Annotated in this window: 26 protein-coding genes; 9 read left to right on the forward strand and 17 right to left on the reverse strand. The window is 70.6% G+C overall.

Going from position 1 to position 26,847, the window contains the following annotated elements:
- The first annotated feature begins 58 nt into the window (after nt 1–58).
- Nucleotides 59–760, forward strand: coding sequence for a V-type ATP synthase subunit D (locus EXE51_RS02605; RefSeq protein ID WP_049931793.1), 702 nt, complete (start codon nt 59–61; stop codon nt 758–760).
- Between the two features lie 116 nt (nt 761–876).
- Nucleotides 877–1,266, forward strand: a complete 390-nt coding sequence (locus EXE51_RS02610; protein ID WP_094495448.1) for a DUF6276 family protein — start codon at nt 877–879, stop codon at nt 1,264–1,266.
- Nucleotides 1,267–1,486: 220 nt separating this feature from the next.
- Here EXE51_RS02610 and EXE51_RS02615 read toward each other — a convergent pair whose 3' ends face one another.
- From EXE51_RS02615 to EXE51_RS02650, 8 genes are all read right to left on the reverse strand, one after another.
- Nucleotides 1,487–1,840 (reverse strand): hypothetical protein, encoded by a 354-nt coding sequence (locus EXE51_RS02615; protein ID WP_094495447.1) that lies wholly within the window; start codon nt 1,838–1,840, stop codon nt 1,487–1,489.
- 92 nt (nt 1,841–1,932) lie between these two features.
- Nucleotides 1,933–3,438: a stage II sporulation protein M gene (locus tag EXE51_RS02620; protein ID WP_137691982.1), complete on the reverse strand. Its 1,506-nt coding sequence runs from the start codon at nt 3,436–3,438 to the stop codon at nt 1,933–1,935.
- A gap of 80 nt (nt 3,439–3,518) precedes the next feature.
- Nucleotides 3,519–6,473: a DEAD/DEAH box helicase gene (locus EXE51_RS02625; RefSeq protein WP_199234018.1), complete on the reverse strand. Its 2,955-nt coding sequence runs from the start codon at nt 6,471–6,473 to the stop codon at nt 3,519–3,521.
- Between the two features lie 188 nt (nt 6,474–6,661).
- Nucleotides 6,662–9,298 (reverse strand): PAS domain-containing protein, encoded by a 2,637-nt coding sequence (locus EXE51_RS02630; protein WP_137691983.1) that lies wholly within the window; start codon nt 9,296–9,298, stop codon nt 6,662–6,664.
- Nucleotides 9,299–9,409: 111 nt separating this feature from the next.
- On the reverse strand, nt 9,410–10,822 hold the full coding sequence (gene kynU, locus EXE51_RS02635) for a kynureninase (RefSeq protein ID WP_137691984.1): 1,413 nt from the start codon (nt 10,820–10,822) through the stop codon (nt 9,410–9,412).
- A gap of 70 nt (nt 10,823–10,892) precedes the next feature.
- The gene (leuS, locus tag EXE51_RS02640; RefSeq protein ID WP_094580536.1) at nt 10,893–13,565 is read right to left on the reverse strand and encodes a leucine--tRNA ligase; all 2,673 of its coding nucleotides are present in this window, start codon (nt 13,563–13,565) and stop codon (nt 10,893–10,895) included.
- A gap of 117 nt (nt 13,566–13,682) precedes the next feature.
- Nucleotides 13,683–15,983, reverse strand: coding sequence for a hypothetical protein (locus EXE51_RS02645; RefSeq protein WP_137691985.1), 2,301 nt, complete (start codon nt 15,981–15,983; stop codon nt 13,683–13,685).
- Between the two features lie 69 nt (nt 15,984–16,052).
- Nucleotides 16,053–16,958, reverse strand: coding sequence for a glycerophosphodiester phosphodiesterase (locus EXE51_RS02650; RefSeq protein WP_099288758.1), 906 nt, complete (start codon nt 16,956–16,958; stop codon nt 16,053–16,055).
- A gap of 173 nt (nt 16,959–17,131) precedes the next feature.
- Here EXE51_RS02650 and EXE51_RS02655 point away from each other — a divergent pair, with 173 nt between their 5' ends.
- Nucleotides 17,132–17,527: a hypothetical protein gene (locus EXE51_RS02655; RefSeq protein WP_049931810.1), complete on the forward strand. Its 396-nt coding sequence runs from the start codon at nt 17,132–17,134 to the stop codon at nt 17,525–17,527.
- A gap of 20 nt (nt 17,528–17,547) precedes the next feature.
- Here EXE51_RS02655 and hisE read toward each other — a convergent pair whose 3' ends face one another.
- From hisE to EXE51_RS02670, 3 genes are all read right to left on the reverse strand, one after another.
- Nucleotides 17,548–17,874: a phosphoribosyl-ATP diphosphatase gene (gene hisE, locus EXE51_RS02660; RefSeq protein WP_137691986.1), complete on the reverse strand. Its 327-nt coding sequence runs from the start codon at nt 17,872–17,874 to the stop codon at nt 17,548–17,550.
- On the reverse strand, nt 17,871–18,464 hold the full coding sequence (pdxT, locus tag EXE51_RS02665; RefSeq protein WP_086220210.1) for a pyridoxal 5'-phosphate synthase glutaminase subunit PdxT: 594 nt from the start codon (nt 18,462–18,464) through the stop codon (nt 17,871–17,873). The genes hisE and pdxT overlap by 4 nt, the downstream gene beginning before the upstream one ends.
- A 94-nt stretch (nt 18,465–18,558) precedes the next feature.
- A complete protein-coding gene (locus tag EXE51_RS02670; protein ID WP_049910744.1) occupies nt 18,559–18,720 on the reverse strand; it encodes a preprotein translocase subunit Sec61beta in 162 nt (53 codons plus the stop codon).
- Between the two features lie 158 nt (nt 18,721–18,878).
- Here EXE51_RS02670 and EXE51_RS02675 point away from each other — a divergent pair, with 158 nt between their 5' ends.
- Nucleotides 18,879–19,148 (forward strand): co-chaperone YbbN, encoded by a 270-nt coding sequence (locus EXE51_RS02675; RefSeq protein ID WP_006111654.1) that lies wholly within the window; start codon nt 18,879–18,881, stop codon nt 19,146–19,148.
- An 85-nt stretch (nt 19,149–19,233) separates the two neighbouring features.
- On the forward strand, nt 19,234–19,383 hold the full coding sequence (locus tag EXE51_RS02680) for a 50S ribosomal protein L40e (protein WP_006629440.1): 150 nt from the start codon (nt 19,234–19,236) through the stop codon (nt 19,381–19,383).
- Nucleotides 19,384–19,591: 208 nt separating this feature from the next.
- On the opposite strand, the gene EXE51_RS02685 is transcribed toward EXE51_RS02680, so the two are convergent.
- Nucleotides 19,592–20,233 (reverse strand): MBL fold metallo-hydrolase, encoded by a 642-nt coding sequence (locus EXE51_RS02685; RefSeq protein ID WP_137691987.1) that lies wholly within the window; start codon nt 20,231–20,233, stop codon nt 19,592–19,594.
- Nucleotides 20,234–20,345: 112 nt separating this feature from the next.
- Between EXE51_RS02685 and EXE51_RS02690 the strand changes: the two genes are divergently transcribed.
- From EXE51_RS02690 to EXE51_RS02700, 3 genes are all read left to right on the forward strand, one after another.
- Complete coding sequence (locus EXE51_RS02690; protein WP_007995123.1) at nt 20,346–20,528, forward strand: DUF5786 family protein; 183 nt, start codon at nt 20,346–20,348, stop codon at nt 20,526–20,528.
- Nucleotides 20,529–21,095 carry a DUF99 family protein gene (locus EXE51_RS02695; protein ID WP_137690613.1) on the forward strand — a complete coding sequence of 189 codons (567 nt, stop codon included), beginning with the start codon at nt 20,529–20,531 and terminating at the stop codon, nt 21,093–21,095.
- A gap of 65 nt (nt 21,096–21,160) precedes the next feature.
- Nucleotides 21,161–21,793, forward strand: coding sequence for a uracil-DNA glycosylase family protein (locus EXE51_RS02700; protein ID WP_049931819.1), 633 nt, complete (start codon nt 21,161–21,163; stop codon nt 21,791–21,793).
- A gap of 6 nt (nt 21,794–21,799) precedes the next feature.
- Here EXE51_RS02700 and EXE51_RS02705 read toward each other — a convergent pair whose 3' ends face one another.
- From EXE51_RS02705 to EXE51_RS02715, 3 genes are all read right to left on the reverse strand, one after another.
- Nucleotides 21,800–22,807 (reverse strand): ABC transporter permease, encoded by a 1,008-nt coding sequence (locus EXE51_RS02705; RefSeq protein WP_049931821.1) that lies wholly within the window; start codon nt 22,805–22,807, stop codon nt 21,800–21,802.
- Nucleotides 22,804–23,622 (reverse strand): phosphonate ABC transporter ATP-binding protein, encoded by an 819-nt coding sequence (phnC, locus tag EXE51_RS02710; protein ID WP_049931823.1) that lies wholly within the window; start codon nt 23,620–23,622, stop codon nt 22,804–22,806. The genes EXE51_RS02705 and phnC overlap by 4 nt, the downstream gene beginning before the upstream one ends.
- A 71-nt stretch (nt 23,623–23,693) precedes the next feature.
- Nucleotides 23,694–24,734, reverse strand: coding sequence for a phosphate/phosphite/phosphonate ABC transporter substrate-binding protein (locus EXE51_RS02715; RefSeq protein WP_049931825.1), 1,041 nt, complete (start codon nt 24,732–24,734; stop codon nt 23,694–23,696).
- Nucleotides 24,735–24,863: 129 nt separating this feature from the next.
- On the opposite strand from EXE51_RS02715, the gene hisH reads away from it, so the two are divergent.
- Nucleotides 24,864–25,517, forward strand: a complete 654-nt coding sequence (hisH, locus tag EXE51_RS02720) for an imidazole glycerol phosphate synthase subunit HisH (RefSeq protein WP_049931826.1) — start codon at nt 24,864–24,866, stop codon at nt 25,515–25,517.
- A 13-nt stretch (nt 25,518–25,530) separates the two neighbouring features.
- Here the strand turns inward: hisH and EXE51_RS02725 are convergent, their stop codons facing one another.
- Entirely contained in the window at nt 25,531–26,544 is a 1,014-nt protein-coding gene (locus tag EXE51_RS02725; RefSeq protein WP_049931828.1) for an aldo/keto reductase, read from the reverse strand.
- Nucleotides 26,545–26,633: 89 nt separating this feature from the next.
- Nucleotides 26,634–26,777 carry a zinc ribbon domain-containing protein gene (locus EXE51_RS02730; protein ID WP_129452291.1) on the reverse strand — a complete coding sequence of 48 codons (144 nt, stop codon included), beginning with the start codon at nt 26,775–26,777 and terminating at the stop codon, nt 26,634–26,636.
- Nucleotides 26,778–26,847: the final 70 nt, after the last annotated feature.

Below are 26,847 nucleotides of genomic sequence, written 5' to 3' on the forward strand. Positions count from 1 at the left end.
GGCCGATCCGGCGCGTCTGAAAAGAATTAACCGCCTCGGAGCGGAACCTACCCCCAAGATGGCCAAGGACGTCAAACCGACGCGCAAGAACCTGATGGCGATCGAGGACCGCATCGAGCTCTCCGAGCGCGGTCACGACACGCTCGAACAGAAGCGCGACGGGCTCATCATGGAGTTCATGGACATCCTCGACCAGGCGCAGGACGTCCGGTCGGAGGTCTCCGAGAACTACGAGACGGCCCAGCGGAAGATCGACATGGCCCGGGCGATGGAGGGCGACGTGGCGGTCCGCGGCGCGGCCGCGGCGCTGAAAGAGCACCCGGAGATCACGACCCAGTCGAAGAACATCATGGGCGTCGTGGTCCCGCAGATCGAGTCCTCGAAGGTACAGAAGAGCCTCGACGAGCGCGGGTACGGCCTGCTCGGCTCCTCGGCGCGGATCGACGAGGCGGCCGACGCCTACGAGGAGCTGCTCGAGTCGATCATCCTCGCCGCCGAGGTGGAGACGGCGATGAAGAAGATGCTCACGGAGATCGAGACCACGAAGCGCCGCGTGAACGCCCTGGAGTTCACCCTGCTCCCGAGCCTCTACGAGAATCAGGAGTACATCGAGCAGAAGCTCGAAGAGCAGGAGCGCGAGGAGATATTCCGCATGAAGAAGATCAAAGCGAAGAAGGAGGAAGAGGAGGCTGCCGAGGAGGCCGAGGCGGCCGCGGAGGCCGCGGCCGCGGAGACCGAGGAACCCGAGCCCGCCGACTGACCGTCCACCGCGCGTCGGCCGTTCTTTCTGTCGATCGCTCTGTCCGTTTTCCCTCGCCGCTCTCGCCGCACCGAAGACGGCCGCGTTTAAGTTTCGAGCGCCGCCTATCTCCGGTCGTGCCCTGTCCTCACTGCGACGCCGACGCCGTCGGGTTCGCCGTGCCGCCCCCGATCCGCGAGTACGCGCCGGCCGACGCGGTCGCGATCTGTACTCGGTGCCTGCGGGTCGTCCCGGCCGCGGAGGCGGGGGTCGCGGGCGACGCGCCCGTCGACCCGGACCTGTCGGTTATCGATCCTGCCTTCCCCTCCGGCGAGGCGGGCGTCGCGCTGGCGCTCTGCTGTGGCAAGCTGGAGTCGTTCGCGCTCAACCGTGCGGCGATCGAGGCGCTGATCGGCCACGCCGAGCGCGCCGGCGCCGACGCGTTCGCGTTCTTCGACCGGCTCGACGCACCTGACGCCGCGTTCGACCTCGACCGTCGGCGAACGGCGCTCCGCGACGCGATTTAGTACTGGTACGATTGTTCGCTTCTGTCGAACGGTGACGCCGACCGTAACTAAACCGTGGCGAGTACATCGGCAGCGAAACCCGCTAAAGCCCCGCGGCTGCCCTTTTGACTCCCGCCCCGCCCAGTACGGCACCGCACACCTCCCCAGCCTCATCGGTGGTTACGTACCGTCTCACTCACCGCCGTCTCGGTACTGACCGGGGCCTGTCCCGATCGTCCCGTCAGAGGTCGACGCCGTCCGGGTCGTTCCACTCGTCGTCCGCGTCGTCACCGTCGTCCGCCTCCGTCCCCGCCGGGCCGAGCCGCTCTTCGCCCTGCCGCGACTCGTGGACGGCGAAGCCGCCGGTCCGCTCGTCGCTCCCGCCGGCGTACGGGTCGGTGTCCGGGTTGTAGTCGCGCTCACCCCGCTCGAAGACGTACGCGAAGAAGCCGAACAGCGGGACGACGAACGAGATGAGCGCCCACTTGCGCGGGTCCATTCCGTACTTGGGCGCGTCGACGTACGCGTAGGCGGCGAAGCCGACGAGCCACATGAGCGGGACGCCGACGAGGATGACGGCGACGAGCGGTCGCATACCGACGCTTCGCCCGCGCGGTAATAAGGCTGCGGGCGGGCCGGCGCCTCTCCGGCCGGACGCCCGCAGACGGGTCGCCGCTCGGTCGCGAGCTAGAGAAACGGCCGCCAGTAGTACGGACTGACGAACCCCTCGATAACGGCGGCGACGGTGATCAGAATCCCGATCCCGACGGTCACCCAGAACGCTGTCTCCAAGGCGTCGGCGAACCGCTCGCGGCTCGCGCGGCCGCGGAACGTCCGCCACGAGACCGCGCCGAGGCGGACGCCGAGCGCGCCGGAGACGACGAGCGCGGGGATCTCGAAGATCCCGTGCGGGACCACGAACGCGACGAGCGCGGAGAGGTTCTCCTCCAAGGCCGCGGTGGCGCCGAGCGCGAGGCCGTTGAACGCGAGCGACGAGAGCGCGGGGAGGGCAAGCCCGACGCCCGAGAAGGCGGTCGCGATCGCGACCCCCCAGTTGTTCCCGAAGTACGTCAGCGCCGCTACGGGCGGGATCTGTCCGGCGATCCGACCCTCGATCGAGGTCGGGGCCATCTCCGCGAACGGCGCGGCGGCGACCCACCCGAGCGCGCCGAACCCGACGGCCACTCCGAGCGCGAGCGCGTGGGAGCCCGGCGTCGACCGGACGAACCCGCGCAGCTCCCGCCACCCGCGTCGGAGGCCGCCGCCGAGCTGGGCCCGGAGGCCGGCCTCCGTCGGCGAGAGGGGGTCGACCGTCCCGCGGTAGTCGCCGTAGAGGACCGTCTTCAGCAGGTCGAGCGCGGGCGCGACGACGACGGCGCTGGCGAGCGCGACGACGGGGCCCCCGCCGACGAACGCGATCCCGGAGGCGACCGACGCGACGGCGACCAGCGCGCCGATCGCGACCACGAGGTACGCGGCGGCGTCGACGGGGTTCGAGCGAACGAAGCCGCCGGCGCCCTCGACCCCGCCGACGACGCCGGCGTCGTCGACGACGACGGCCGCGGGCGCGAACGCGAAGAGGATCCGAACGAGCGCGAGGGCAACGAAGCCGGCGAGCAGGGCGCCGATCGCCACCGCCGCCCCGAGGAACGGGTTCGCGAGGAACGCCGCGCCGACCGCGATCAATCCGAGCGCGACCACGCCGATCCACAGGATGAGTTCGGCGACGTACAGCCCGAGGAACGTGAGCCACCGGGACCGGGCGCCCGCGATCCCGGCGACGAGCCCGCGGTCGTCGCGGAGGCTCGCGGCGACCGCCGAGAGCTGGCCGGCCGAGACGACGGCGTACGCGAGGACCGAGAGGGCGACCGCGAGGAGGACGCCCCCGGCGAAGAGGACCACGACGGTCGGCGTGAGCAGCGGTTCGAACGCGGGGCCCAACCCCTCGGCCCACGCCTGAAGCGCCTCGGGGTCCTGCGTCTCCGGCGGCGGCTCGACCCCGGCGAGCGAGTCGCGGGCCGCGGCGAGGCGGCCGTTCAGTTCGAGGTGGAGGTAGATCGCCGCGAGCGCCGCGAACGGGCCGAGCCGAGCGATCGCCGGCACCGCGGTGCCGAGGAGGTAAAAGGGGAGGACATCGGCGGGGCGTCGACGGAGGGTCGCAGTCGTTGCCGTGACGGCGGCGGAGAGGTCCATACGGTCGGTTCGGTCGTCCGCAACTTAAAAACGGGAGTCCGGACGGGGGAGCGGTTCGGCGCGGTCCGGGCCGCCGTTGGTCAGTCCCAGAACGACTGCGTGCGCGCGTACTCGCGCTCCTGGCGGAGCACGTCGCGGTAGAACTCGTCCTCATCCTCGCGGAGCTTATTGATGATCCGCGCGGCGTTGTGGGGCCCGACGCCGCGCGCCGCGAGGGCTATCACCGCCCGCTTCCCGTGCGTCTGGACGAGGCTCGCGGCGCGGTGCGCCCGCTCGGTGCGGCGCTCCTGCTCGTCGTCCTTCTCGGCCGCGCGCACCGCGGCGACCGTCTCGTCGTCCCACGGGTTGAGTGCCGCGACCCGGGTGGACCCGCACTCGGGGCACTCGGGCTGGTCGCGGACGCGCCGGACCTTCGTCGTGTGCTTCCAGTCCGTACAGTGGAGACAAAAGAGGATCACTCGGTCGTCCCGGATGCGCTCTTTGACCGTCTCGATCACGTCGGCGTCGGCGTTGTCGGGGACGAGGAACTCCGTGCCGGCGGAGCGACCCGCGGTGCCGAGCGGGGTGCGCTCGCGGGCGATAGTGAGGTCGAGCGGGCCGTCCCGTCCCCCGTCGTCCGGCTGGAGCGCCGCGAGCAGGTCCGCGGTCTCCGGCACCGCGAGGTCGGCGTGGAACACCTCACGGAGCGCCTCGTCGTAGACGGGAGTGTCTTCGAGGGCCGCGAGCAGGCGGTCGCCGCCGAATCGGCCGCGCCCCTCCTTGTACCGCTTGACGGCGCCGAACTTCGCCGCGACCTGCGCGAGCGTGAACTTCAGCGCGTCCGACTTCTTCACGGCGAGTTCGAGGTACGCCTCCAGCCGGTCGGGGTCCGTCGTCTCCAGCACCTCGCGGAAGGTTCCGGGACTGACGCCGTTCGGCACCTCGAACTCGATCCGGTACGGGTCGACGTCCATCCCGACGGACGAGCCGGCGCGCTGGCCGACGAGCGCAGCGAGCAACCGCGCGAGCGTCTCGTTGACCTCGTGGCCGAAGGCGGCGTTGACCGCGACGGTGCGGGCGCTCCCCTCGATCACGATCCGCTCGTCGGTCGGCACGGGGTGGCCGGCGTCGACGTGGTCGACGACCGCCTTCAGCGCGGCCGCGACCGTCTCCTCGTCGGTCGGGTAGCGCTCGGCGAGGTCGGCGGCGACCGCCGTCGGCGTGGAGCCGGCCGCTAGGGCGGCCGCGGCCTCGCCTCGGATCCGGCCGACCTCCTCGGCGACTGGCTTCGGGACGGGGATCTCCTGGCCCACCCACGAGGGGACCTCGCCGGTCGGGTCGGGGATCGGCGTGACGTTCACGCGCTCCTCCTCCTCGTCGACCTCGGTGATCCGCCACATCTCGCCGCGCTGGACGAACGTCTCGCCCGGCCCGGCGAAGTTGACGACGAACTGCTCGTCGAGGGTGCCAATACCCCGCCGCGAGGACATGTCGTACACCTCGTAGGTGGACTCGTCGGGGATCATCGAGAGGTTCGCGTAGAAGTACTGCCAGGTGCCGCCCGACTTTTCGAGAGTGTCCGTCTCCTCGTCGAGCCACAGCAGGCGGTTCCCGTCGAGCTCGCGGACGACCTCCTGGAACTCGGGCTCCGAGAGGTCGGCGAACGGGTAGGCGTTCGTGATCGTCTGGTACGCCTCCCGGGCGTGGACCTCGCCCTCGTCCATCACGAGCCCGACGATCTGGTTGGCGACCGTGTCGAGGCTCCCGTGGTGGATGTTCGCGGGCTCGACGAGCTCCTCGCCGGCGCGCCGCGCGATGGCCATCGCTTCGAGCGTGTCGTCGCCTCCCTGCGTCACGACAGTCCCCTCCGAGACGAGGTCGCGGCGGTGGCCCGCGCGGCCGACGCGCTGGAGCAGCCGGGCCACCTCGCGGGGGCTCCCGTACTGGACCACGTGGTCGACGCGCCCCACGTCGATCCCGAGCTCCATCGAGGAGGTGCAGACGAGCCCGTCCAGACCGCCCGACTTGAACCGGTCTTCCACGTCGACCCGGACCTCCTTCGAGAGCGATCCGTGGTGGAGCTCGATCTCCGTGGGGTCGGCGGCGTCGTCCCGCCCGTCGCGTTCGGCGGCCTCCCGCTCGTTCTCGGCGAGCGTCTTGAACCGCGAGCCGAGCGCCTCCGCGGTCTGGCGCGTGTTGACGAAGATCAGCGTCGACTCGTTCTCGGCGACGATCTCGCGGATCGTCCGGACGTGGCTCGCGGTCGTCTCGTCGACCGCGAGCTCGCCGGCGAGCGTGGTATCGCGGTCCGTGATCGCCGGATCGAGGACGCGCACGTCGGTCCGCGTCCCGGCCGCGACCTCGACCGTCTCGAACGCGCGGTCGCCGGGGCGGTCGGGGTCGCGCTTGCCGGTGCCGACGAGGAAGCGCCCGACCTCCTCGGGGTCACCGACCGTCGCGGAGAGGCCGACGCGCTGGAACGGCCCCGCGACGCGGCGGAGGCGCTCGAGGCCGACCGTGAGCTGGGCGCCCCGCTTCGCCGCGGCGAGCTCGTGGACCTCGTCGATGACGACGTGCGCCACGTCCTCCAGGGCGACCCGCATCTTCGAGCCGGTGAGGATCGCCTGGAGGCTCTCCGGGGTCGTGATGAGCACGTCGGGCGGGTCGTCGGCCTGCTTCGACCGCTCGTACTGCGTGGTGTCGCCGTGGCGCACCGCGACCTCGACGCCGAGGCGGTCGCCCCACCACTCAAGCCGGTCCATCATGTCGCGGTTGAGCGCGCGCAGCGGGGTGATGTACAGCGCGGAGATACCCTCCCGCGGCGGGTCGCCGGGCGCGTCGCGGGCCGCGACGATCGCGTCGAAGACGGGGAGCATCGCCGTCTCCGTCTTCCCGGTCCCCGTCGGCGCGAGGACGAGGGCGTTCCGCCCGTCGGCGAGCGGCGGGATCGCCTCGCGCTGGGGCTCCGTCGGCGTGGAAAAGCCCCGGTCGGAGAGCGCCTCGCGAATATCGCTCCCGAGCTGCGCGAACGCGTCCATGCCCGACGATTCCGCCATTGTCTGATCGTCGGACCTTGGGCGCTCGGGCGATTAAGCCCGTCGCCCCGCGCGACGCGCACGGTCGACGTGAGGCGGCGGCGACGCGCGGCGACGGCGACGCGCTGAATGGAGACGCGCGGGACGGCGACGCGCTGGATGGAGACGCGCGGGACGGCGACGCACGGCGCCCGCCTCGCGCGCGCCGATCAGTTCGCGAGGGGCAGTTCGACGGCGAACACGCTCCCCGTCGGCTCGTTGTCCTCGACCCACACGTCGCCGCCGTACTTGTCGACGAGCGTCTCGACGAGGTACAGACCGATCCCCGTCCCGCCGCTCTCGAGCCCCTTCGCGCCCTCCTGGAAGATGTCCTCCTTGTGGTCGTCGTCGATCCCGGGGCCGTTGTCCGCGATCGACACGCGCACCGAGTCGTCCGAGACGCGCGTCGAGACCGTGATCTCGGCCCTCTCCTTGTCGTTGTGGACGACCGCGTTCGTCAGCAGGTTCCGGAACACCGCCTCCAGCAGGTCGTCCGCCGCCACCGTCACGTCCGGGATCGACTCGCTCACCGTGACCGTCGCCCGGTCCTGCTCCGACCGGACCTGTTCGATCTGTCCGTTGAGCTCGGCTCGGAGGTTCATCGGCGTCAGGTCGGAGCCGGCCTGTAGCAGCACGTCGGTGACGTCCCTGGCGGTCTCCGTGATGTCCGCCGCCTGCTTCGCCGCCTCGATGACCGTCCGCGCGTAGGTCCGGCTCTGGTCGTCGACGAGCGCGTCCTCGAGGAGTCCGGTGTACGACTCGACCACCATCAGCTGGTTTCTGATGTCGTGGCGGACGACCTGGTTGAGCAGCGTGAGGTTGTCCCGCTGCTCTTCGAGCGTCCGCTCGTACTGCTTGAGCTCGGTCACGTCGCGGGCGTATCCAAGGACGGCGTCTTCGCCCGTCTCGGCAACCTCGTAGGGTATCTTCGTCGTCTGGAGGATGCGCGTCTCCCCGTCCGCCGTGGTCAGCGTCTCCTCGTCTATCGTCCTCGGCTCGCCCGACTCGATCACGGCGAGGTCGTCCTGTCTGAACGCCTCGGAGTCCTCGGCGCTGGGGATGATCTCCGCCTCGGACTTGCCCTCTACCTCCTCCGGCGTCTTCCCGTACGCCGCCGCGGTCGCCTCGTTGGCCAGCAGGTACTCGCCCTCCCGGTTCTTCACGAACACCAGGTCGGGCACGAGGTCGATGATCCGCCGGAGCTCCTCGCGCGTCGCCTCGATGGCCCGCTCGTACTCCTTCCGCTCCGTGACGTCCTGGAACAGCCCCAGCGCCCCGACGACGTTCCCCGCGTCGTCGTACTGCGGATCGCCGATCGCCCGCACCCACTTGGTCCGATCGGACTCCGTCACGATGCGGAGTTCGAGGTCGTACGACTCGCCCGCCTCGGTCAGGCGGTCGAACGCCGCCTCGATGGCGTCGCGGTCGTCCGGGTGGTAGAAGCTGAGCCCGTCCTCTAGGCGGATCGTGTCGTCGGGCGGAACCTCGTGGATCCGGTACACCTCGTCGCTCCACGTGAGCGAGTCCTCGACCAGATCGGCCTCCCACCAGCCGATCGACGCGCTCTCTTGGGTGCGCTCAATGACCGATCGCGTGCGTTCCAGTTCCGCCTCCCGGCGCTTCTGGTCGTCGATGTCGAGGTGGACCCCGACCGCGCGGACCGGCTTCCCGTCGTCGTCGCGCTCGACGACCTTCCCGACGTCCCGGATCCACTTCCAGTCTCCCGCCGCGGTGCGCATCCGGTGTTCCGTGTCGTAGAGCTCCGTCTCGCCGGCCATGTGGCTCGACAGGGCGTCTTCGACGGGCCCGAGGTCGTCGGGGTGAACGCGCCGCTCCCACGCGTCAACGTGCGGTTCGATCTCGTCGGGCGCGTGGCCCAACATCCGGGCCCACCGGTCGTTGAACTCGACCTCGTCGGTGGCCATGTCCCAGTCCCAGACGCCGATCTGTGCGCCCTCGACCGCGAGTTCGAGGCGGTCTTTGATCTGTTGGAGCGCTCGCTCTCGCTCCCGTTGTTCGGTGATGTCGGTCGACACACCGCACACACCGCGTATCTCCCCCTCCTCGTCGTACACGGGGGACTTCCGCGTCAGCCGAACGCTCTCTCCGGCGGGCGTCGGCACCGTCTCCTCGACTTCGATCCGTTCGCCGTCTTCAACGACCCGGCGGTCGTCAGCGCGGGTCTGCGCCGCGACGGCCTCCGGGAAGAGTTCCTCGTCGGTCATCCCGACGGGGTCCTCGTCGACGTCGAACACGTTGCGGCACGCCTGGTTCATCAGCAGGTACCGCCCCTCGGTGTCCTTCAGGAACACCGCCGCGGACATCGTCTCCAAGACGGTCTGGAACCGCCGGTGCGTGCGCCGGTGTTCCCGCTCCCGCTCCTTCTGTCGCGTGACGTCGCGGGCGACGCCGACGATCTGCGTCACCGTTCCGTCGTCGACGACCGGGGTAAGCTTCGTCTGCCAGTCGGTCGCCCCGCCCGGGAACTCGAGCCGCTCCTCGTACTCGATCGTCGTCCCCCGCTCGACGCAGAGCCGATAGTTCGCCTCGACCGCGGCCCCCTGTTGCTCTCCGAGGAGTTCCCGCGGCGTCTTCCCGAACATCGCGTCCTCGGTCAGCCCGGTCTGTCGCTGGTGTGCGGTGTTGTTCTGCCTGAACGTGAACTCGTACTCCCCGTCCGTCCGCGCCACGTCAACGAGAAAGATCGCGTCGTCAGCCTCCTGAAACATCGCCTCGTAAACGCTCGTCACCTCATCGCCGTCAGATCCGAACCGATCGGCACCGTTCGTAGATGAACCTCTTCCCATGATCTCGCTCTTTTCTCTTTACGTTACTGAGAGTAATAATACTGCGGATGTCAACGCGGGGAACAGACCGCCCGTCGACCCTGTTCGCGGCCCCTCACGGCGCCGCGCCCGCTACGTTACGCCGCCCTCGCCCGTCGCGTACGCCTCGTGGGCCCCCGAGTCGAGGATCGCCTCGATCTCGTCGACGACCTCCAGCACGTCGGCAAAGGAGGTGTAGGGGGCCGCGGGGCAGACCCGCACCACGTTCGGCGGTCGGAAGTCGACGACCGCGCCCCGGTCGTTGAGCGCCTCGCTCAGCCGCTCGGCCTCGGGGTGTTCGAGGGCGACGTGACCGCCGCGCGCGGCGTGTTCGCGGGGCGTTCCCACCGAGACCCCCGGGAGCCGGTCGTCGACGAGGGCGATGAGGAAGTCGGTGAGCGCGAGCGACTTCGCCCGCAGGCGGTCGATCCCGGCCTCGCGCAGGAGTTCGACCGACCCTTCAAGCGGCGCGGCCGAAAGCAGCGGCGGCGTGCCGATCTGCCACGCGCCGGCGGAGTCGGCCGCGGTGAAGGTCATGTTCATCTCGAACTGCGTCGCCTTCTCGTGGCCCCACCACCCGGCCAGCGCGGGGTCGAGCCCGTGGTGGCGCTCGGCGACGAACAGCGCGCCGATCGACCCCGGTCCGGCGTTGAGGTACTTGTACGTACACCACACCGCAAAGTCGACGCCGGCGTCGCCGAACGCGTGGGGGACGGCGCCCGCGGAGTGGGCGGCGTCGAAGCCGGCGTACGCGCCCGCCTCGTGGGCCGCCGTCGCGATCCGCTCGACGTCGAACAGCTGGCCCGAGCGGTACAGCGCGGTCGGCATGAACACGATCCCCACGTCGTCGTGCGCCGCCAGCGCCGCCTCGATGTCCCGGGGATCGATCGTCCGCCCGTCGCGGCTCGGAACGACCCGGAGCTTCTCGTCCGGGTCGATCCCCCGCTGCCGGAGCTGCGCCCGGAGCGCGTAGTGGTCGGAGGGGAAGTCGAGCTCGTTGACGAGGACCGCGGGGTCGGCGTCCGGGTCGCCGTCCGGCGCCCACTCTCCGTCCGCGGCCGCGACGTCCTCGCGTTCGGGCCCGTTCCCGGCCAGCAGCTCGTCGAGGAACGTGCCGATCAGGGTGTGGATGTTCACCGTGATCGAGTTGCCGACGACAACCTCGCTCGGCTCCGCGCCCACCAGCGGCGCGAGCGCGTCGCCGAGTCGTTCGCCGACATCGAACCACGGCGGGTCGGCGTCGGTCCACCCGGAGATGAGCAGCTCGCGCCACTCGTCGACCACGCGGTCGAGGCTCGCGAGGGCGGCGTCGCTCGCGGGGCCGAGCGAGTTCCCGTCCATATAGAGAACACCGTCAGGGACCCGGTAGCGGTCCGCGAACGACGCGAGCGGATCGTCCTCGTCGAGTCGCGCGGCGAGCACCGCGGGGTCGGCGTCCTCTCCGTCGTCGGCGCCGAGTCCCTCGCCCGCGAGGGCGTCGCGCGCGGGGGCGTACGAGTCGTCCATACACGAGGGCGCCGCGCCGGCGACTAAGCGTTTCCGGGGTCCGGCGAGGGCCGCGAAACGGTCGGGTGACCTACTCGACGATGTCGATCGCGGGTCGGCCCGGCTCCGCCTTGCTGACGACGGCCTCCTCGGCGTCCGCGGCGCGCTCGACGCGGACCGGGGCGTCGAACTCGCGCTCGATCAGCCACGCGGCCGCTCGCAGGGCGTCGTGTTCGGCGTCGCCGTCGAGCGTCTCACGGAGCGCCTCGCGGTTCGCCTGGAGGTCCTGCCCGTACGAGGCGGCGTCGTCGCCCCGCTCGCGGATGTGGCTCTCGGCCATCAGCTCGGAGATCAGGTTGTCGGCGTCGCTGTCGATCGCGATCTCCAGCGCGTCGTACTTCCAGTCGGGCGCGACGACCACGTCGATCCGCTCGGGGTCGTTGATCCCGGCGACCTCGACGATGTCGCGCACGTCTTCGCGGGTGTTCTCGACCAGCCGGCGCCGGCGTTCGACCGTCTCGCGGTCGACGCTCGCGGTCGGCCAGTCGGCCTCCGCGACGAACCCGTCGCGGCCGAGCGACTCCCACAGCTCCTCGGCGAGGTGGGGCGCGACGGGGGCGAGCAGGCGGACCGCGACGTCGACGCCGCGCTCGAAGACGGCGGGGTGCGGGTCGGCGTGCTCGCGGTAGCTCCGGAGCGTCCCCACGAGGTCCTGCGCCTCCCGCAGCGCCACGTTGAACGTCAGGTCGTCGTACTCCGCGCCGGCGATGGCGACCGCGGCGTCGGTCTCGTCGGCGACGTAGTCGTCGATTTCATCGCGGTCGGCGTCGGGGTCGGCCGTCGCCACGTCGCCCGCGGCGTGCGCCTCGACGAGGTCGCTGAGGCGGGTCAGGAATCGGTGGGTGGACCGGACGCCCTCCTCGGACCAGTCGAAGTCGCGCTCGGGCTGGGCGGCCTCCATCATGAACAGCCGCGCGGTGTCGGCGCCGTACTCGTCGACGATCCGCTGCGGCGAGACGACGTTCCCCTTCGACTTGGACATCTTCTCGCCCTCCAGCTGGACCATCCCCTGTGCCAGCAGGTTGGTGAACGGCTCGCGGTGGTCGAGGTCCTCCTCGTCGGCCAACACCTTGGTGAAGAACCGCGAGTACAGCAGGTGCATCACGGCGTGTTCGATGCCGCCCACGTACTGGTCGACCGGCATCCAGTCGTTCGCGCGGCCGAGGTCGAACGGGGCGTCCGCCAGGTCCGGCGAGACGTACCGCAGGAAGTACCACGAGGAGTCGACGAACGTGTCCATCGTGTCGGTCTCGCGGGTCGCCGGCCCGCCGCACTCCGGACAGGTCGTCTCCTGCCACTCGTCGGCGGCGTCGAGCGGGTTCCCGGTGGTGTTGATGAACTCGGGCAGCTCGACGGGCAGGTCCTCGTCGGGCACCGGGACCGCGCCGCAGTCGTCGCAGTGGACCATCGGGATCGGCGTCCCCCAGTAGCGCTGCCGGGAGATGCCCCAGTCGCGCAGCTGGTACTGCGTGGCCGGCTCGGCGCTCCTGATATCGTCCGTGATCCGCTCGCGCGCGGTCTCGCTGTCCAGTCCGGTGTACTTGCCGGAGCCGATTAGGACGCCGTCCTCCGTGAATGCGGCCTCCTCCACGTCCGGTGCGTCCGGGACCGCTTCGCCGTCGGGGTCGTCGGACTCCGGCGCGATCACGGGTCGGATCTCGACGCCCTTCTCCGTCGCGAACGCGTGGTCGCGCTCGTCGTGGGCGGGCACGGCCATCAGCGCGCCCGTCCCCACGTCCGAGAGGACGAAGTCGGCGACGTACACCGGGATCTCCTCGCCGGTGGCGGGATTGGTCGCGGTCAGTCCGGTCTCGACCCCGTTCGGCTCGTCGCCGTCGGGGTCGGCCTCGTGGTGGACGAACTCGTGGATCTCGTCGTCCTCCTCGGCCAGCTCCTCGGCGATCGGGTGATCGGGGGCGATCGCGAAGAAGGTCGCGCCGTATATCGTGTCGATCCGGGTCGTGAACGCCGTTACGTCCCCGTACCCGTCGATCGAGAAGTCGACCTCGCTGCCGTGCTGTCGGCCGATCCAGTTGCGCTGCATCTGCCGGACCGAGTTCGGCCACCCCTCTAGGTCGTCGATGGCGTCCAGCAGCTCGTCGGCGTACTCGGTTATCTTCAGGAACCACTGGTCGAGCTCGCGGGTCTCGACGGGGGTGTCGCAGCGCCAGCACAGCTCCGCGTCGCCCTCGACCTGCTCGTCGGCGAGGACGGTCTCGCAGGAGGGACACCAGTTCACCTCCGCGTCGCGGCGCTCGACGAGGCCGGCCTCGTGGAAGCGGCGGAACAGCCACTGGTTCCACCGGTAGTAGTCGGGGGTACACGTGGTGACCTCGCGGTCCCAGTCGTAGCCGAACCCCATCGACTTCATCTGCCCCTTCATCGTGTCGATGCAGTCGAACGTCCAGTCGCGGGGGTTGGTGTCACGCTCCTTGGCGGCGTTCTCGGCGGGCAGTCCGAACGCGTCCCACCCCATCGGGTGGAGCACGTCGTCGCCGCGCATCCGCCGGTACCGGGCGTACGCGTCCGTGATCGTGTAGTTGCGGACGTGACCCATGTGGAGCTTCCCGGACGGGTACGGGTACATCCCGAGGACGTACGTCGGGTCCGAGGCCTCGTCCGGGACGTGGTACACGTCGGCGTCGTCCCACGCCTCCTGCCACCGTTCTTCGACCGCCGCGTGGTCGTATCTCTCCTGAGACATCTGCTTATATACTCGTGGTCGGTTCTGCGTCGTATAGCTTTCCATCCAGTGGTGCGCCGTGACACGGGGCGACGCGGCCGTTGCGCGCGCCCGCGCGAGCGCCGGCGCGCTGGCGGCCTACAGCTTCTCGGCGTTCCTCGCCTGCTCGACCCGCTTCGTCGCCTGCTCGACCCGCTTTCCGGTCGCGTTCGCGAGCCCGGGCGGGAGCCCCTCCCGCGCGGCCGCGAGCCGCTCCTCGATCCGGGCGATCCGGTCGAGCACGTTCGCCAGTTGACGCTCCGTCCCTTCGGCGTCGCCCTCGCGGGCGCGCTCCTCGGCCCGCTCCGCGGCGTCGACCGCGGCCGCGAGGGCGCGTTCGAGCCCGTTGACCGCGTTCGACGGGCCCCCCGAACCGCCGCCGCTCCCGCCGCTGTCGTTTCCGCCGCCGCTCCCGCCGCCCGCGCCGCCGTCTCCGTCCCCGCCGTCGCTCTCGGCCGCCGCGGCCGCGACCGCCGCGCGCGTCTCCTCGGCCACGTCGGCGACGTAGCCCGCGAGCGGGGCCGCCCCGGTCTCCGGGCGCTCGATCCGGATCGCGTCGTCGCCGGCGTCCGGATCGTCCCCCTCGTCGCCGTCGTCTCCCGCCCCCGGCCGGTCCGGGTTGACGCGGTACGCGCCGACCTCGTCGTCGGCGTCGCGGACCTCCGTCGTGTACGCGCCGCCGGCGTGGACGTAGGCGGCGTCGCTCCCCTCGATCGCGGAGTCGTAGATCCGCCCGGCGAAGTCGTCCTCGATCGCGGTCCGGGTCAGGTCGACCTCGCTCTCCGCGTCCGACAGCTCGACCTTCCGCGCGTTCTCGCGGGCGACGAGCGGAATCTCGCCGTCGATGCCGGCGGTCGTCACGGCCTCGTCGGCCGCGACGGTCAGCCGCTCGCTGTGGGGCGCCCGCCCGGCGCCGTTGACCGTGAAGCGGTGATCGCCCTCGGGGACGCCGTTCGCGACCGCGACGCCGCCGGCGAACGTCGGCACCGCTTCCGGGTCGCTCTCGATCAGCGCGAACGACTCGACGCTCGACTCGGTCGTGGTCAACCCCTCGCCGTCGGGCGCCTCGTCGCTCTCGGTCGCCCGCGTGACGCGCGCGACGACGGCGTCGAGCCCCCCGGCGGCCTCGTCGCCGAACGACGGGTCGTCGGCGATCGCGTCGTACCGGTCCGCCATCTCGGACCGGTGGTTCCCCGCAGTGACGTCGAGCGCGGGGTTCTCGTAGCGCGGCTGCTCCCACGGGACCCCGGTGGTCGTGATGTGGCTCGCGACCGCGTCCTCGACGGCCTCGGGCACGGCGAACTCGAAGCTGAGCTGCGGGCCGGTGAACGCGTCGATGTCCTCCAGCTCGGCGCTCTCCACCAGCTCGTACTCGACGACGGACTCGGCGGCCTCGGCGGCGAGCGCGGCGTCGTCGCCGTCGTCGGGGCGCTCGCCGTGTCGGAAGGCGACCCCCGTCTCCCGGAGCGGCAGGTCGGTCGGCGGCGAACGCAGCGCGTCGAGCGACCGGACCGTCAGCGCGCCGTCGACCAGCGAGGACTCCGAGACCGACGGGAGGTCAGGGTGGTCGTAGATCGGCTCCCCTTCGTACTCGGGGACGACGAACGGCAGTCGGGCCCCCTCGTCGCGGGGCAGACCGTAGGCGATCGGAATCCCGAGCAGGTCCTCGACCGTGTCGATCGTCGTGTTGGTGATGTCGGCGAGCAGGCCCTCCTCGCCGACGCGCCGGAAGCCGTCCGGGATCTCGTTGATCGAGAGCGTGCTGGAGTGCGAGCCGAGCTCGGGGAGGATCCGCGGGACGACCTCGGGGTCGGGGTCGAGGAACTCGTTGTTGGGCACGCTCCGCGAGTGCGAGCTGGCGACGTACAGCTGCGGGTCGCCCGAGTCGAGGTCGACGAAGACGTGGAGCACCTCCCAGTCGTGCCAGTGGAAGTTCGCGGTGAACTGGTCGAACGCGGAATAGAGCCAGAACTGGACGACCGCCAGCGGGGAGTCCTCGTAGCGCATCCCGTTGTAGAAGACGGTCGGGTTCGGCGGCTCGCCCGCCTCGTCGTACCGCTCGTGGTAGCCGTCGAACGCGGCGAAGCCGTCGACGACCGTCTCGCCGTCCGCCTCGCTCGCGTACGGTCGCGGGTCGGTCGGGTACCACGGCTCGGCGCTGTCGAAGTACAGCGTCGGCGCGAACCCCGCCGCGAGTTCGTCGAGCCGGTCCGCGTCGAGATCGGTCGTCGACGCGTCGTCCGGCTCAGGGCCGGAACAGCCCGCGACCGCGGCGCTCCCGGCGCCCGCGAGCGCGCCGAGGACGGTCCGGCGGTCGACGCGGCTCGCGGGCGCCCCGCCGGGCGCTTCGTCCGGCCCGCTCCCCCTCGCACCGTCGCCGGCGTCGGCGTCCCGATCCATTTCCTCGGGCGACGTGAGCCGCACGAATAACACTTCTGCCGCCCGCGAGCCGCTCGTTCGTCTCGGTTGTCACGGCTCCCGGCGTCCCAGCGAGACGTCCGAGACGACGGCGCCGACGCCGTCGACCGACGCCACCGCGCCGTACTCCCGGGCCGAGGCGACCGTCCACGGCAGCACCCGCAGCCCGGCGGTCGCGGCCCGCGAGACGATATCCGTCCGGAGGCACAGCTCGTACCGCGGCGACACCGCCGCACAGCCCAGTGCCGTCGCCGTCTCGACGATCCCCGCCACGTCCTGCGGCGGATACGCCCACCTCGGCAGTCCGACCCCCGCTCGGCTCCCCGGGATCAGCGGCCTAAGCGGCCGCGCCGGGACCGACTCCCGGGCCCCGTAGACGGTCGGGACCGTCGGGTCGGCCGCGTTCGCGGCCTCGATGGCCGCGGGGTCGTCGGCGGCGACGGCGAGCCCGTGGTCGCGTTCCGCGCCGGCCGCGACCGCGTCGGCCGCCACGCCGCGCTCCTTCAGGTCGAGCAGGACCCACGCGTCCGACGGCACGGCGTCGAGCGCCGCGGCGAGCGTCGGCACCGGTTCTCCCGACCCCTCGACGGAGAGCTCGGCGAGCCGCCCCGCCGGGGTCCGGCCGACGCGACCGGTCGCGTCCGTCACCCGCCCCAGCGTCGCGTCGTGGAAGGCGACGAGCTCGCCCGTGCCGCAGCGGCGCACGTCGAGCTCGACCCGGTCGACGACGGTCGTCGCCGCCTCGATAGCCGCGACCGTGTTCTCCGGGTGTTCGGCCGCGAAGCCGCGGTGCGCGACGAGCGGAGGGTCCCCCCTACCGGCGGCCGCGCCGGCCCCCGCGGCGTAGCCGTCGTTTCCGCCGGCATCGCCGCTCCCGCGCCCGGCGCAACCGGCGAGGGCGGCCGACCCCGTCGCCGCGACCGCACCGACCGCGAGCGCCCCGCTCCGCCGAAGCATCGCTCTGCGGGTCGCTTCCGTCCGCGCGTCGGATCCAGGCGGGGCGGCGTCGCACACGGCGGTCTCACCGTCTGACGTTCGGCGCCACGGACAAAAGTCCGGGGGCACGGACCGAACCGCGCGACGCCGTCTCCGGGAGAAGGTATTTGCGGCCGGCAGCCCGATTCCGGGGTATGGACGGGAAGCAGGCCCTCTACTACGCGGCGATCGCGATCGCGGTGTTGATCGGGGTCGGTATCGTCGTCAGCGTGGTCTCCGCGCTCGTGAGCCTCGTCTGGACGATCGTCTCCGGGGTCGTCTCGCTCGCGGTGCTGGCGGGGCTCGTTTACGTCGCCTACAAGGCCGGCTCGTGGCTGCTCGGCGAGGGCGGCTCGCCGTCGCTCGACTCGATCGGCTCGGAGTCCGCCTCGTCGACCTCGGTCGACGCCGGGAGCAGCCGCCAGGACCGCCTCCGGAAGCAGTACGTCGAGGGACAGATCAGCGAGGCGGAGTTCGAGCGGCGCATCGGCGAGGAGTTGGAGACCGAGGAGGTCGACGAGATCGACCGCGAACTCGAACGGGAGCGGTAGGCGTCGACCGCCGCGGGGACTCAGAACCGCTCGCGGAGCTCAGCGCGTAAGTCCTCGATGTCGAGGTCCTTCATCGCGAACAACACGAGCAGGTGGTAGACGAGGTCGGCGCTCTCCGCGGTGAGCTCCTCGCGGTCGTCGTCCTTCGCCGCGAGGATGGCCTCCGTCGTCTCCTCGCCGACCTTCTCTAAGACCGCGTTCTCTCCCTTCTCGTGGGTGAACAGGGACGCGGTGTACGACCCCTCCGGGAGCTCCTCCTTGCGCGACTCGATGGTGGCGAACAGCTCGTCGAGGACGGCCTCGGGCGGCTCGTCCGCGCTCGATTCGCCCTCGGCCGGATCGCTCACGCGACCACCTCCCGCTCGGGGAAGAAGGCGAGGTCGTGGATCCGCGGGTCGTCGGTGAGCTCCGGGTGGAACGCGGTGGCCACGACCGGCCCGTCGCGCACCGCGACCGGGCGCCCGTCGACGGTCGCGAGCGTCTCGACGCCGTCGCCCACGTCGTCGATGGCCGGCGCGCGGATGAACACGGCGTGGAAGGGGTCGTCGAGGCCGGTCACCGGGACCTTCGCCTCGAAGGAGTCCTTCTGCCGGCCGAACGCGTTGCGGTCGACCGAGACGTCGACCAGCCCCAGCGGCTCGACCCGGTCGTCCTTCGCGTCGGTCGAGCAGACGATCAGTCCGGCGCAGGTGGCGAGGATCGGCTTCCCGGCCGCGACGTGGTCCCGTATCTCCGCGGCGATCCCCTCGCGGTGGATCAGCCGCGAGATGGTCGTCGACTCCCCGCCCGGCATCAGGAGGACGTCGCAGTCGGGCACGACCCCCGACTCTCGGATCTCGACGACCTCCGCGGACTCGTCGTGGGCGGCCGCGGCGTTGCGGACGGCGGCGGCGTGTTCGGCCACGTCGCCCTGGACGGCGATGACGCCTGCTTTCATACGTATCGGTGGGGCGGGCGCGTGGAAAAAGGGCGCGCTACGCGACCGGTCGACTCGGGATCGGTGCGTCGGCAGAACGGGAACGGCGAGGCCGTTACGCGACCGTCAGCGAGAGGATCTGGACGAACACGCCGAAGAGGACGCAGAACGCGAGGACCGTCTTGGGGTCGATCGCGATGGCGTTCCGGTCCTCGTTCTCGAAGTAGCGGACCAGTCCCGCACTGGACATCAGCCCGCCGGAGTTGGAACCACTCATGCCCGCTTCTGGACGGCGACGCGTCCTAAACGTTTCGTTCGTCGTTCGGACCGTGTTCGCGCCACCGTCGCGCCGTCGCCCGGTCGAGCCGCCGCCGAGCGCGCGCACGCACAAGTGGGAAACCCTTATGCGCGGCCCGGCGGTAGTTGACCGCGACTATGACCGTTCGACTGCTGGATTTCCACGCCGAGTGGTGCGGCCCGTGTAAGACCCAAGACCCCATCCTGGAGGAGATCCAGGAAGACCTCGGCGACGCGTTCGAGCTCCAGAAGGTCGACGTCGACGAGGAGCAGGACGTCGCGAACCAGTACCAGGTCCGCTCGCTCCCGACGCTCATCGTCGAGAACGACGACGGCGTCGTCGACCGCTTCGTCGGCGTCACGCAGCGCGAGGACATCGAGGCCGCCCTCTCGGAAGCGGGCGCCTGACCAGGACTTTCGCCGACTAGCCTCTCCTCCCGCGACCGTCGCGGCGTCTCGCAACCTTTTACAGCACCGCCCGCACAGTAGCCGTATGGCCAGTTTCGACGCCGCCGAACGTCGCATGCTCGACCGACAGATCTGTATGCGCTGTAACGCCCGCAACGCCTCCGAGGCCGAGCGCTGCCGCAAGTGCGGCTACACCAAGCTCCGCCCGAAGGCGACCGAGCGCCGCGCGGCGTAACCCGGCCGTTTCCGGGTCGTTCACGGCCCTTCTCACGGACTCTCCTTCTGACGACCAGGTGCGCGTGTGCCTCGCTCCGCCCCAGCCTCGCGGTTCGCTCGGGGCTCCCTTCGGTCACCCCTCTCTCACGTCCCTCGCACGCGCTCCTCGCGGCCGCCGAAGTCGGTGGTCGGTCTCGCAGTCACTCGGTTTTAAACCCGGCTCCCGCTCACCCGTCGGGGTATTTCGGCTCGCGGCGCTCGGCGCGCTCCGTCGCGCGCTCGATCACCTCGCGGAGGGTCTCCGGGCCGTCGACGGCGCGGTAGACGTCGCCGTGGCCGGGGAATATCGCCCCCGTGGAGTCGGGCAGCCGGTCGAGGATCTCGCGGAGACTCTCGATCAGGCGCTCGCGCGACTGGCCGGCCATGTCGGTCCGGCCGAACGAGCCGTCGTCGAAGGCGCCGTCGTTGTACACCACCACGTCGCCCGAGTAGAGCCGCTCTGCGCCGACGAGCGAGACGTGGTCGTCGGCGTGTCCGGGGGTGTAGACGACCTCGCAGGACTCGTCGCCGACCACCACCTCGTCGCCGTCCCCGAGCGCGGCGTCCCGGAGCGGGTGATCGGCGTACGCGAGCACTTCCGCGTCGAAGCGCTCGACCACCGCGCCGAGCTCGCCCACGTGGTCGCGGTGCTGGTGCGTGATCACGACGCGGTCGAGGCCGTCGACGCCGGCGTCGGCGAGAGCGTCGGCGACGGCGTCCTCGACGCCGGGCATCGTTCCCGCGTCGACGAGCGTCGTCTCGTCCCCGACGACGAGGTACGCGTTACAGGTGAACTCCTCCGCGTCCGCGGTGACGGTGATCGGCTCCATGCCTCCACTCGCTCGCGGAGCGACAAAAGCGTACAGTCGCACCCCAGCGAGCCCCTCGGGTCCGCTGACGGCCGTGGATTTATCACTCACCCCCTGTTAGTGTCACACACAAATGGGCTTCGGCAGCTACGACGAGTCCGAACAGGAGAATCAGGACCTGGACGCGGACTTCGACGACGACGACGGCGTCCGGGCTGCCCAGGAGACCCACCAAGGGTCCGTGGACTACGAACCCGGCGCCTCGAACGACGAGCTTCTCGACCGGCTCCAGGAGATAAAGTCCGAGGACGCGTGAGTGACCACGCCGAGCCGCGCGCTCGGCGTCGCTTTCTCTGACGCCCGCGACGCGAGCCACGCGGCCGGCGTCGTCGTTCGCGCCGACGGGACCCCCGACGGCTTCGCGTTCGCGCGGTGTACCGTCGGCGGCACCGACGCGACCGACGCGGTGATCGACTGCTGGCGCACGCTCGCCCGCGAGGACGTCCGCCACGTGGTCTGTGCGGGGGTCGCGCCCGCGTGGTTCAACCTCCTCGACCTCGACGAACTCGCCGAGACGCTCGACCGCCCGGTCTACGCCGTGAGCTACGAGGCGAGCCCCGGGCTCGAACCGGCGCTCCGGGACGCGTTCGACGGCGAGGCCCTCGCCGACCGGCTCGCCGCGTACCGGTCGCTTCCGCCCCGCGTTCCGGTCGGCGACCCGGACTCGGATCGGCCCCGATTCGTCCGCGCGGTCGGTATCGAACCGGAGCGCGCCGCCGCGGCGATCCGGGGGCTCACTCGCGACGGCTTCCGGCGCTGTGAGCCCCTCCGGATCGCGGCGCTCGCCGCGAGCGCGCACCGTGAGGCGGCGACGGCCGAGTAGGCGGGGCTCGGCGTGCGGCCCGTTCGACCGACGCTACTTAGACGACCGCGCCCGGAGCCGTGGGCATGAGCGAACACGGCGGCGACGGCTCCGCGCTCGACGAGGACCTCCGAGTGCCATCCTGCGAGCGGTGCCCGGCGCTGGTGGAGTCGCGGAGCCGGATCGTCGACGGCGTCGGCCCGACGAACGCGGACCTGCTGTTCGTCGGCGAGGGGCCGGGCGCGACCGAGGACGAGGAGGGCGAGCCGTTCGTGGGGCGGTCCGGCGACGTGCTCGACGAGGCGCTGCGCGACGCGGGGCTCGCCCGCGCCGACGTGCGGATCACGAACTGCGTGCGCTGCCGACCGCCGGACAACCGCGACCCGACGACCGAGGAGCTGGCGAACTGCCGCGGGTACCTCGAAGGCGAGATCGACCGACTCGACCCGGAGCTGATCGTGACGCTCGGGAAGGTGCCGAGCGAACACCTCCTCGACCGCTCGGTCGCGATCACCGGCGAGTCCGGCGACGTGGTCGACGCGCGGCTCGCCGGCGTGTCGCGGCGCGTACTGTTATCCGTCCACCCCGCAGCGACGCTGTACGACCGGAGTCAGCGCGACGGCTTCTTCGAGACGATCGCCCGGGCGGCCGAACTGAGCGGCGTCAGCGACCGGGGAGAAAACGGCGGCGACGGCCAGTCGCGGCTCGGCGAGTTCTGAGTCGGCTCAGTCGCGGCGGTCGCCGACGCCGAGCCACTTCTTCGGGTCGAACAGGCCGCGGATCGCTTCGATGAGCCCCTTCCCCTCGTGCTCGCCCGGCCGGAGCCGGGCGCGGATGCGCGAGGAGATGAGTTCGATGCCGAGGACGACGATGAACACCATCACCAGCCCCGCGGCGGTCTGCTGGAACTCGAAGAGGTCCTGACTGTTCCGGATCATCAGTCCGAGCCCGCCAGCGCCGACGACGCCGAGCGAGATCGCGATCCGGGTGTTGATCTCTAAGATGTACAGCGTCCACGCGATGAAGGAGCGGGAGACCTGACTCAACATCCCGAAGCTCACGGTCTGGGTGCCCGACGCACCGGTCGACCGGATCGCCTCGATCGGCCCCTCCTCGATCTCTTCGAGGTCGTCGGTGAACAGGCGGCCGAGGTTCCCGATGCTGTCGGTCGCGATCGCGAGCACCGCCGTCACCTGTCCCGGTGGGCCGATGGGGATGTACAGGAAAATCCAGACGATGGCGGGGATGGCGCGGATCCCGCTGAGGGTGCCCCGGAAGATGAAGTTGAACGGGAACGGCGTGACGCGCTCGCTCCCGAGGACCCCGAGGACGAGCGCGAACGGGAAGGCGAACACGGTGCCCATGATGCCGAGCAGGAGCGTCACGAGGCTCGCCTTCACCAGCGACTGCCGCGACGACTGGAAGCTCTCGATGATGTGGGCGCCGCCGTCGCCGAAGCTCGCGGGGATCGCTTGTAGCCCGCTGATCCCCTGGTCTTTGGTGTAGATCGTGAAGTTCTGGAAGTCCGGCGGGAAGAAGCCGGTCGAGATGAACTCGTACATCCCCGGGAGCCGCCCGGCGACGACGTTGGGCTGGAACCCGATGAAGCCGAGACCCCAGTAGGTGACGCCGAGAACGGCCGCGAGCAGCCCGGCCCACAGGAGGTATTTGAGTCGGCGGAGCCGTTCGAGCGCGCGGAACTGGTCGTCGATCGCCGAGTCTGGCGAGCTCACGCCCGCTCACCCCCGTCGGCGGCGGCGTCGACGTCGGCGTCGCTCCCGCCGAGTTCGTCGCCGCTCGTTCCGGTCGGAACCGTCTTGCCGCCTTGGGCTTCGCCGTAGTAGATCCGGTCCATCTCGTCCATGGTGAGGTCGTCGGCGTCGCCGTCGAAGATCACCTCGCCGCCGCGGATCCCGAGGAACCGGTCCCCGAACTCGCGCGCGATGTTCACCTGGTGGAGGCTGGTGATCGTGGTGAGGTCCTGCTCGGTCGCCGCCTTCTTGAGGTAGCGCATCACGTCGCGGGCCGCCTTCGGGTCGAGGCTGGCGACCGGCTCGTCGGCGAGGACGATCTCGGGGTTCTGGACGAGTGCGCGGGCGATCCCGACGCGCTGTTTCTGTCCCCCGCTCATCGACTCGGCGCGCTGCCCGGCCTCGTCGAGGAGGCCGACGGTCTGGAGTGCCTCCAGAGCGGTCCGCTTGTCCGCGTCGTCGTGCATCCCGAGGGCGCTCCGGAGGAGCCCGTTCCGCGAGAGCGCCCCGGATAGCGCGTTGCCGAACGCGGTCTTGCTCTCGATGAGGTAGTGTTCCTGGAACACCATCCCGACCCCGCTGCGGTTCCCTTGAAGCTCTTCGCCGCCGATGCGAACGGACCCCTCGGTGGGTTCCGTGAGCCCGTTCAACACCCGCAACATCGTCGACTTGCCGGCACCGGAGGGACCGAGCAGAATGACGAACTCCCCCTCGTCGATGGTGAACGACACGTCGTCGAGGGCGACGGTGTCCTCGTCGTATATTTTACTGACGTTTTCGAATTCGATCGTTGGCATGAGGTGTGAGTTTGTCCAAAAACAGACCGATCGTGTGAAAAACGATCCGAAGTTGGGGGACCGTGTGGGATCTACTGGTTGAAGATGTCGGTTCCGACGCCGAGCTCGTCGGCGACGTCGATGACGGACTGGTAGTCGTCCTGGGTCGCCCCGCGGACGCGGCTGAACCAGAGGTCGTCTCCGGTGCCGTCCTCGCCGTCCGCGCCGTAGTAGATGCTGTCCGGGCCCTCCAGGAACGCCTCCTGGATGGCGCTTTTCACGTCGTCGTCGAGCTCGGGCGAGACCACGATCGGTGCGCGCGGGAGCCCCTCGTCCTCGTGGAGGGTAGTCGCGACCTCCTGCCACTCGTCCGGCGTGGGGCCGGTCTTCGTGTCGCGGACGAAGCCGCCCATCGCGGCCGCGTCGACCTGGCCCTGTTCGAGGAGGGTGTACGAGCCGACGTGGCCGCCGGCGAAGCGGGCGTCGAACTCGGCCTGCGAGCCGTTGCCCTCGGGGAGCTCGCCGACGTCGAGGTCCCCCTGGCTCGACATGCTGTACAGCGGGTACAGCGCGCCGCTGGTGGAGAGCCGGTCGGAGAACGCGACCGTCTTCCCGGAGAGGTCGGACAGCTCGGTGATGTCGCTGTCGTTCGGCGTCGCGATGATGCTCTTGTACGTCCAGCCGCCGTAGCCGTACCGCTGGAGGATGACCTCCGCGTTGCCGGTCTTCACGCCGAGGGCGGCCGCGAACGGCCCGGTCTCGGCGATGTCCAGCGTCCCCTGGCCGAGAGACTGGATGATGGCGCTGTAGTTGCTTCCGATGGTCCCCTCAACGCTGAGGTCGCTGGGGACATCGTAGTTCTCCCGGAGGTAGCTCCCGATGTGCTCTTCGAGCGGGGAGTACTGTACGTTGAGGTCCTCCTGCGGGACGGACGGCGAGATGCCGAAGTCGATCGTGCCGTCGCCGCCGAACGTCATCTCCGGTTCGCTGTCCGACCCGTCGGAGCCGTCCGACCCGTCAGAGCCGTTCATGCCGTCGGAGCCGTCCGACCCGTCGCCGCCGCCGCTACAGCCGGCCAGTCCAACGATGCTTGCCGCACCCGCGATCTTGAGGAATTGGCGTCGTCGCTCCATGAGGAGTACGTGTGTGGGTTTTACTGTTCTATCAAAAGTGTTGCTGTTCAAATATACGTACGGCTACGTACCGCTATGCAACGCCTCACGGATGGAAACTGACTTCCACCGCGGTCGCGAACCGGAACCATGGACGAATCTCCACCGGACCGCGACGTGTCCGTCGCGCTCGTGGACTACGGGCTCGGGAACCTCCGGTCGGCGACTCGGGGGTTGGAGCGCGCGGGCGCGACCGTCGAGATCACCGACGATCCCGAGGCGTTCGCCGCGGCCGACGGCGTCGTTCTCCCGGGCGTCGGCGCGTTCCGCGAGGGGATGGAGAACGCCGGCCCGCTGCGCGAGGCGTTGACCGACCACGCCGAGGCCGGTCGCCCCCTCTTCGGGATCTGTCTCGGGATGCAGATGCTCCTGACGACGAGCGAGGAGGCCGACCACGAGGGCGAGGGCGAGGTGACCGGACTCGACCTGATCTCCGGTACCAACGTGCGCTTCGAGGTGGACCGGAAGGTGCCGCACATGGGCTGGAACGAGCTGGAAGTCGAGCGGGAGCATCCGCTGGTCGAGGGAGTCGACGGCGAGTACGCCTACTTCGTCCACTCCTACTACGCCGAGCCGGACGACGCCGACGCGGTCGTCGCCACCGCCGACTACGGGGTCGACTTCCCGGCGGTCGTCGCCAACGAGGCCGGCAACGTGTTCGGCACGCAGTTCCACCCCGAGAAGAGCGGCGAGACGGGGCTGACGATCCTGCGGAACTTCGTCGACTACTGCGCGGAGCGGTAGCCCCCGTTCCCTTCTACAGCGCGTCGTACGGCCCCGGCTTGGCCGCGGTCAGCCGGTCGACCTGCTCGTCCGACAGGTCGATCGTCGCCGCCGCGAGGTTCTCGCGCAGCTGGTCGACCGTCCGGGCGCCGACGATGGGCGCGGTGACGCCGTCGCGGTGCGCGAGCCACGCGAGCGCGGTCTGCGCGGGCGACGCGCCGACCTCGTCGGCGACCGCGTCCAGCTCGTCGTGGACGTCGAAGTTCTCCTCGGTGAGGTACGCCTCCTGGAAGCGGCTCGACTCGGCGGCCTTCGAGTCGTCGGGGAGGTCCGCGTCGCGGTCGTACTTCCCCGTCAGGAAGCCCTGCCCGAGCGGGCTCCACGGGGAGACGGCGAGATTCTGCTGGCGCGCGAACTCGAGGTAGTCCCCCTCGATCTCGCGGTCGACGAGGTTGTACCGCGGCTGGAGCACCGTGAACGGCTCCCACCCCTCGCTGCGGGCGATCGCGTTGGCGCGGGCGACCTTCCAGGCGTTCGGGCGGAGCGTGGAGGCGCCGAGGTAGTGGACCTTGCCGGACTCGACGAGCCCGTTGAGCGTCTTCATCAGCTCGCGGGCCGGCGTCTCGTCGTCCCAGCGGTGGATGTAGAGGACATCGATGTAGTCGGTGTCGAGCCGGTCGAGGAGGGCGTCGACGCGGTGGCGGACGTTCTTGCGGTTCGTCCCGCGGCTGTTCGGGTCGCCGTCGCGGATCTGCCAGTACACCTTCGACGCGATCGTGTAGCGCTCCCGGTCCCGCTCGGCGAGCCAGTCGCCGATCCAGCGCTCGCAGTCGCCGCCGCCGTACACGTCGGCGGTGTCGATGTACCGCCCGCCGGCCGCCTCGTAGGCGTCGAGCAGCTCGTGGGCGCGCTCCTCGTCGATCTCCACATTCCCCGCCTCGGTCACGCGGCCGAACCGCCACGTGCCGAACTGGAGCTCGCTCGTCCGCAGGCCGGTTCGGCCGAGCGGCACGGTTCCCAGGTCGATCTCGTCGAGTTCGGGCGTCATCGCCGAACGGTTGTCGCGGTCGACGCAAAAAGGCACAGCAAGCGGACGCGATGTGTCAACGAGTGTCGATCGCAGGGTCCCAGCGGCGGCTACTCACAGGTCACGGCGAAGTGCTCCTCGGCCGCGGCCGCGGTACACACCGGGCAGCCGGTGTCGAGGATCGTCTTTCGCATCGCGTCGTTGACCTCGATAGTCTGGTCGCAGTCCGGACAGGTGAAGTGAACGGTGGTCAACGGCCTTCCTCTCGGTTCACGGATGCGCGGGCTGTGACCATAAATGAACGGTTCCGAACCGCGGCGCCGA

Origin of the sequence: Halorubrum sp. CGM5_25_10-8B, assembly GCF_005435095.1 — an archaeon.
Lineage (GTDB): Archaea > Halobacteriota > Halobacteria > Halobacteriales > Haloferacaceae > Halorubrum > Halorubrum ezzemoulense.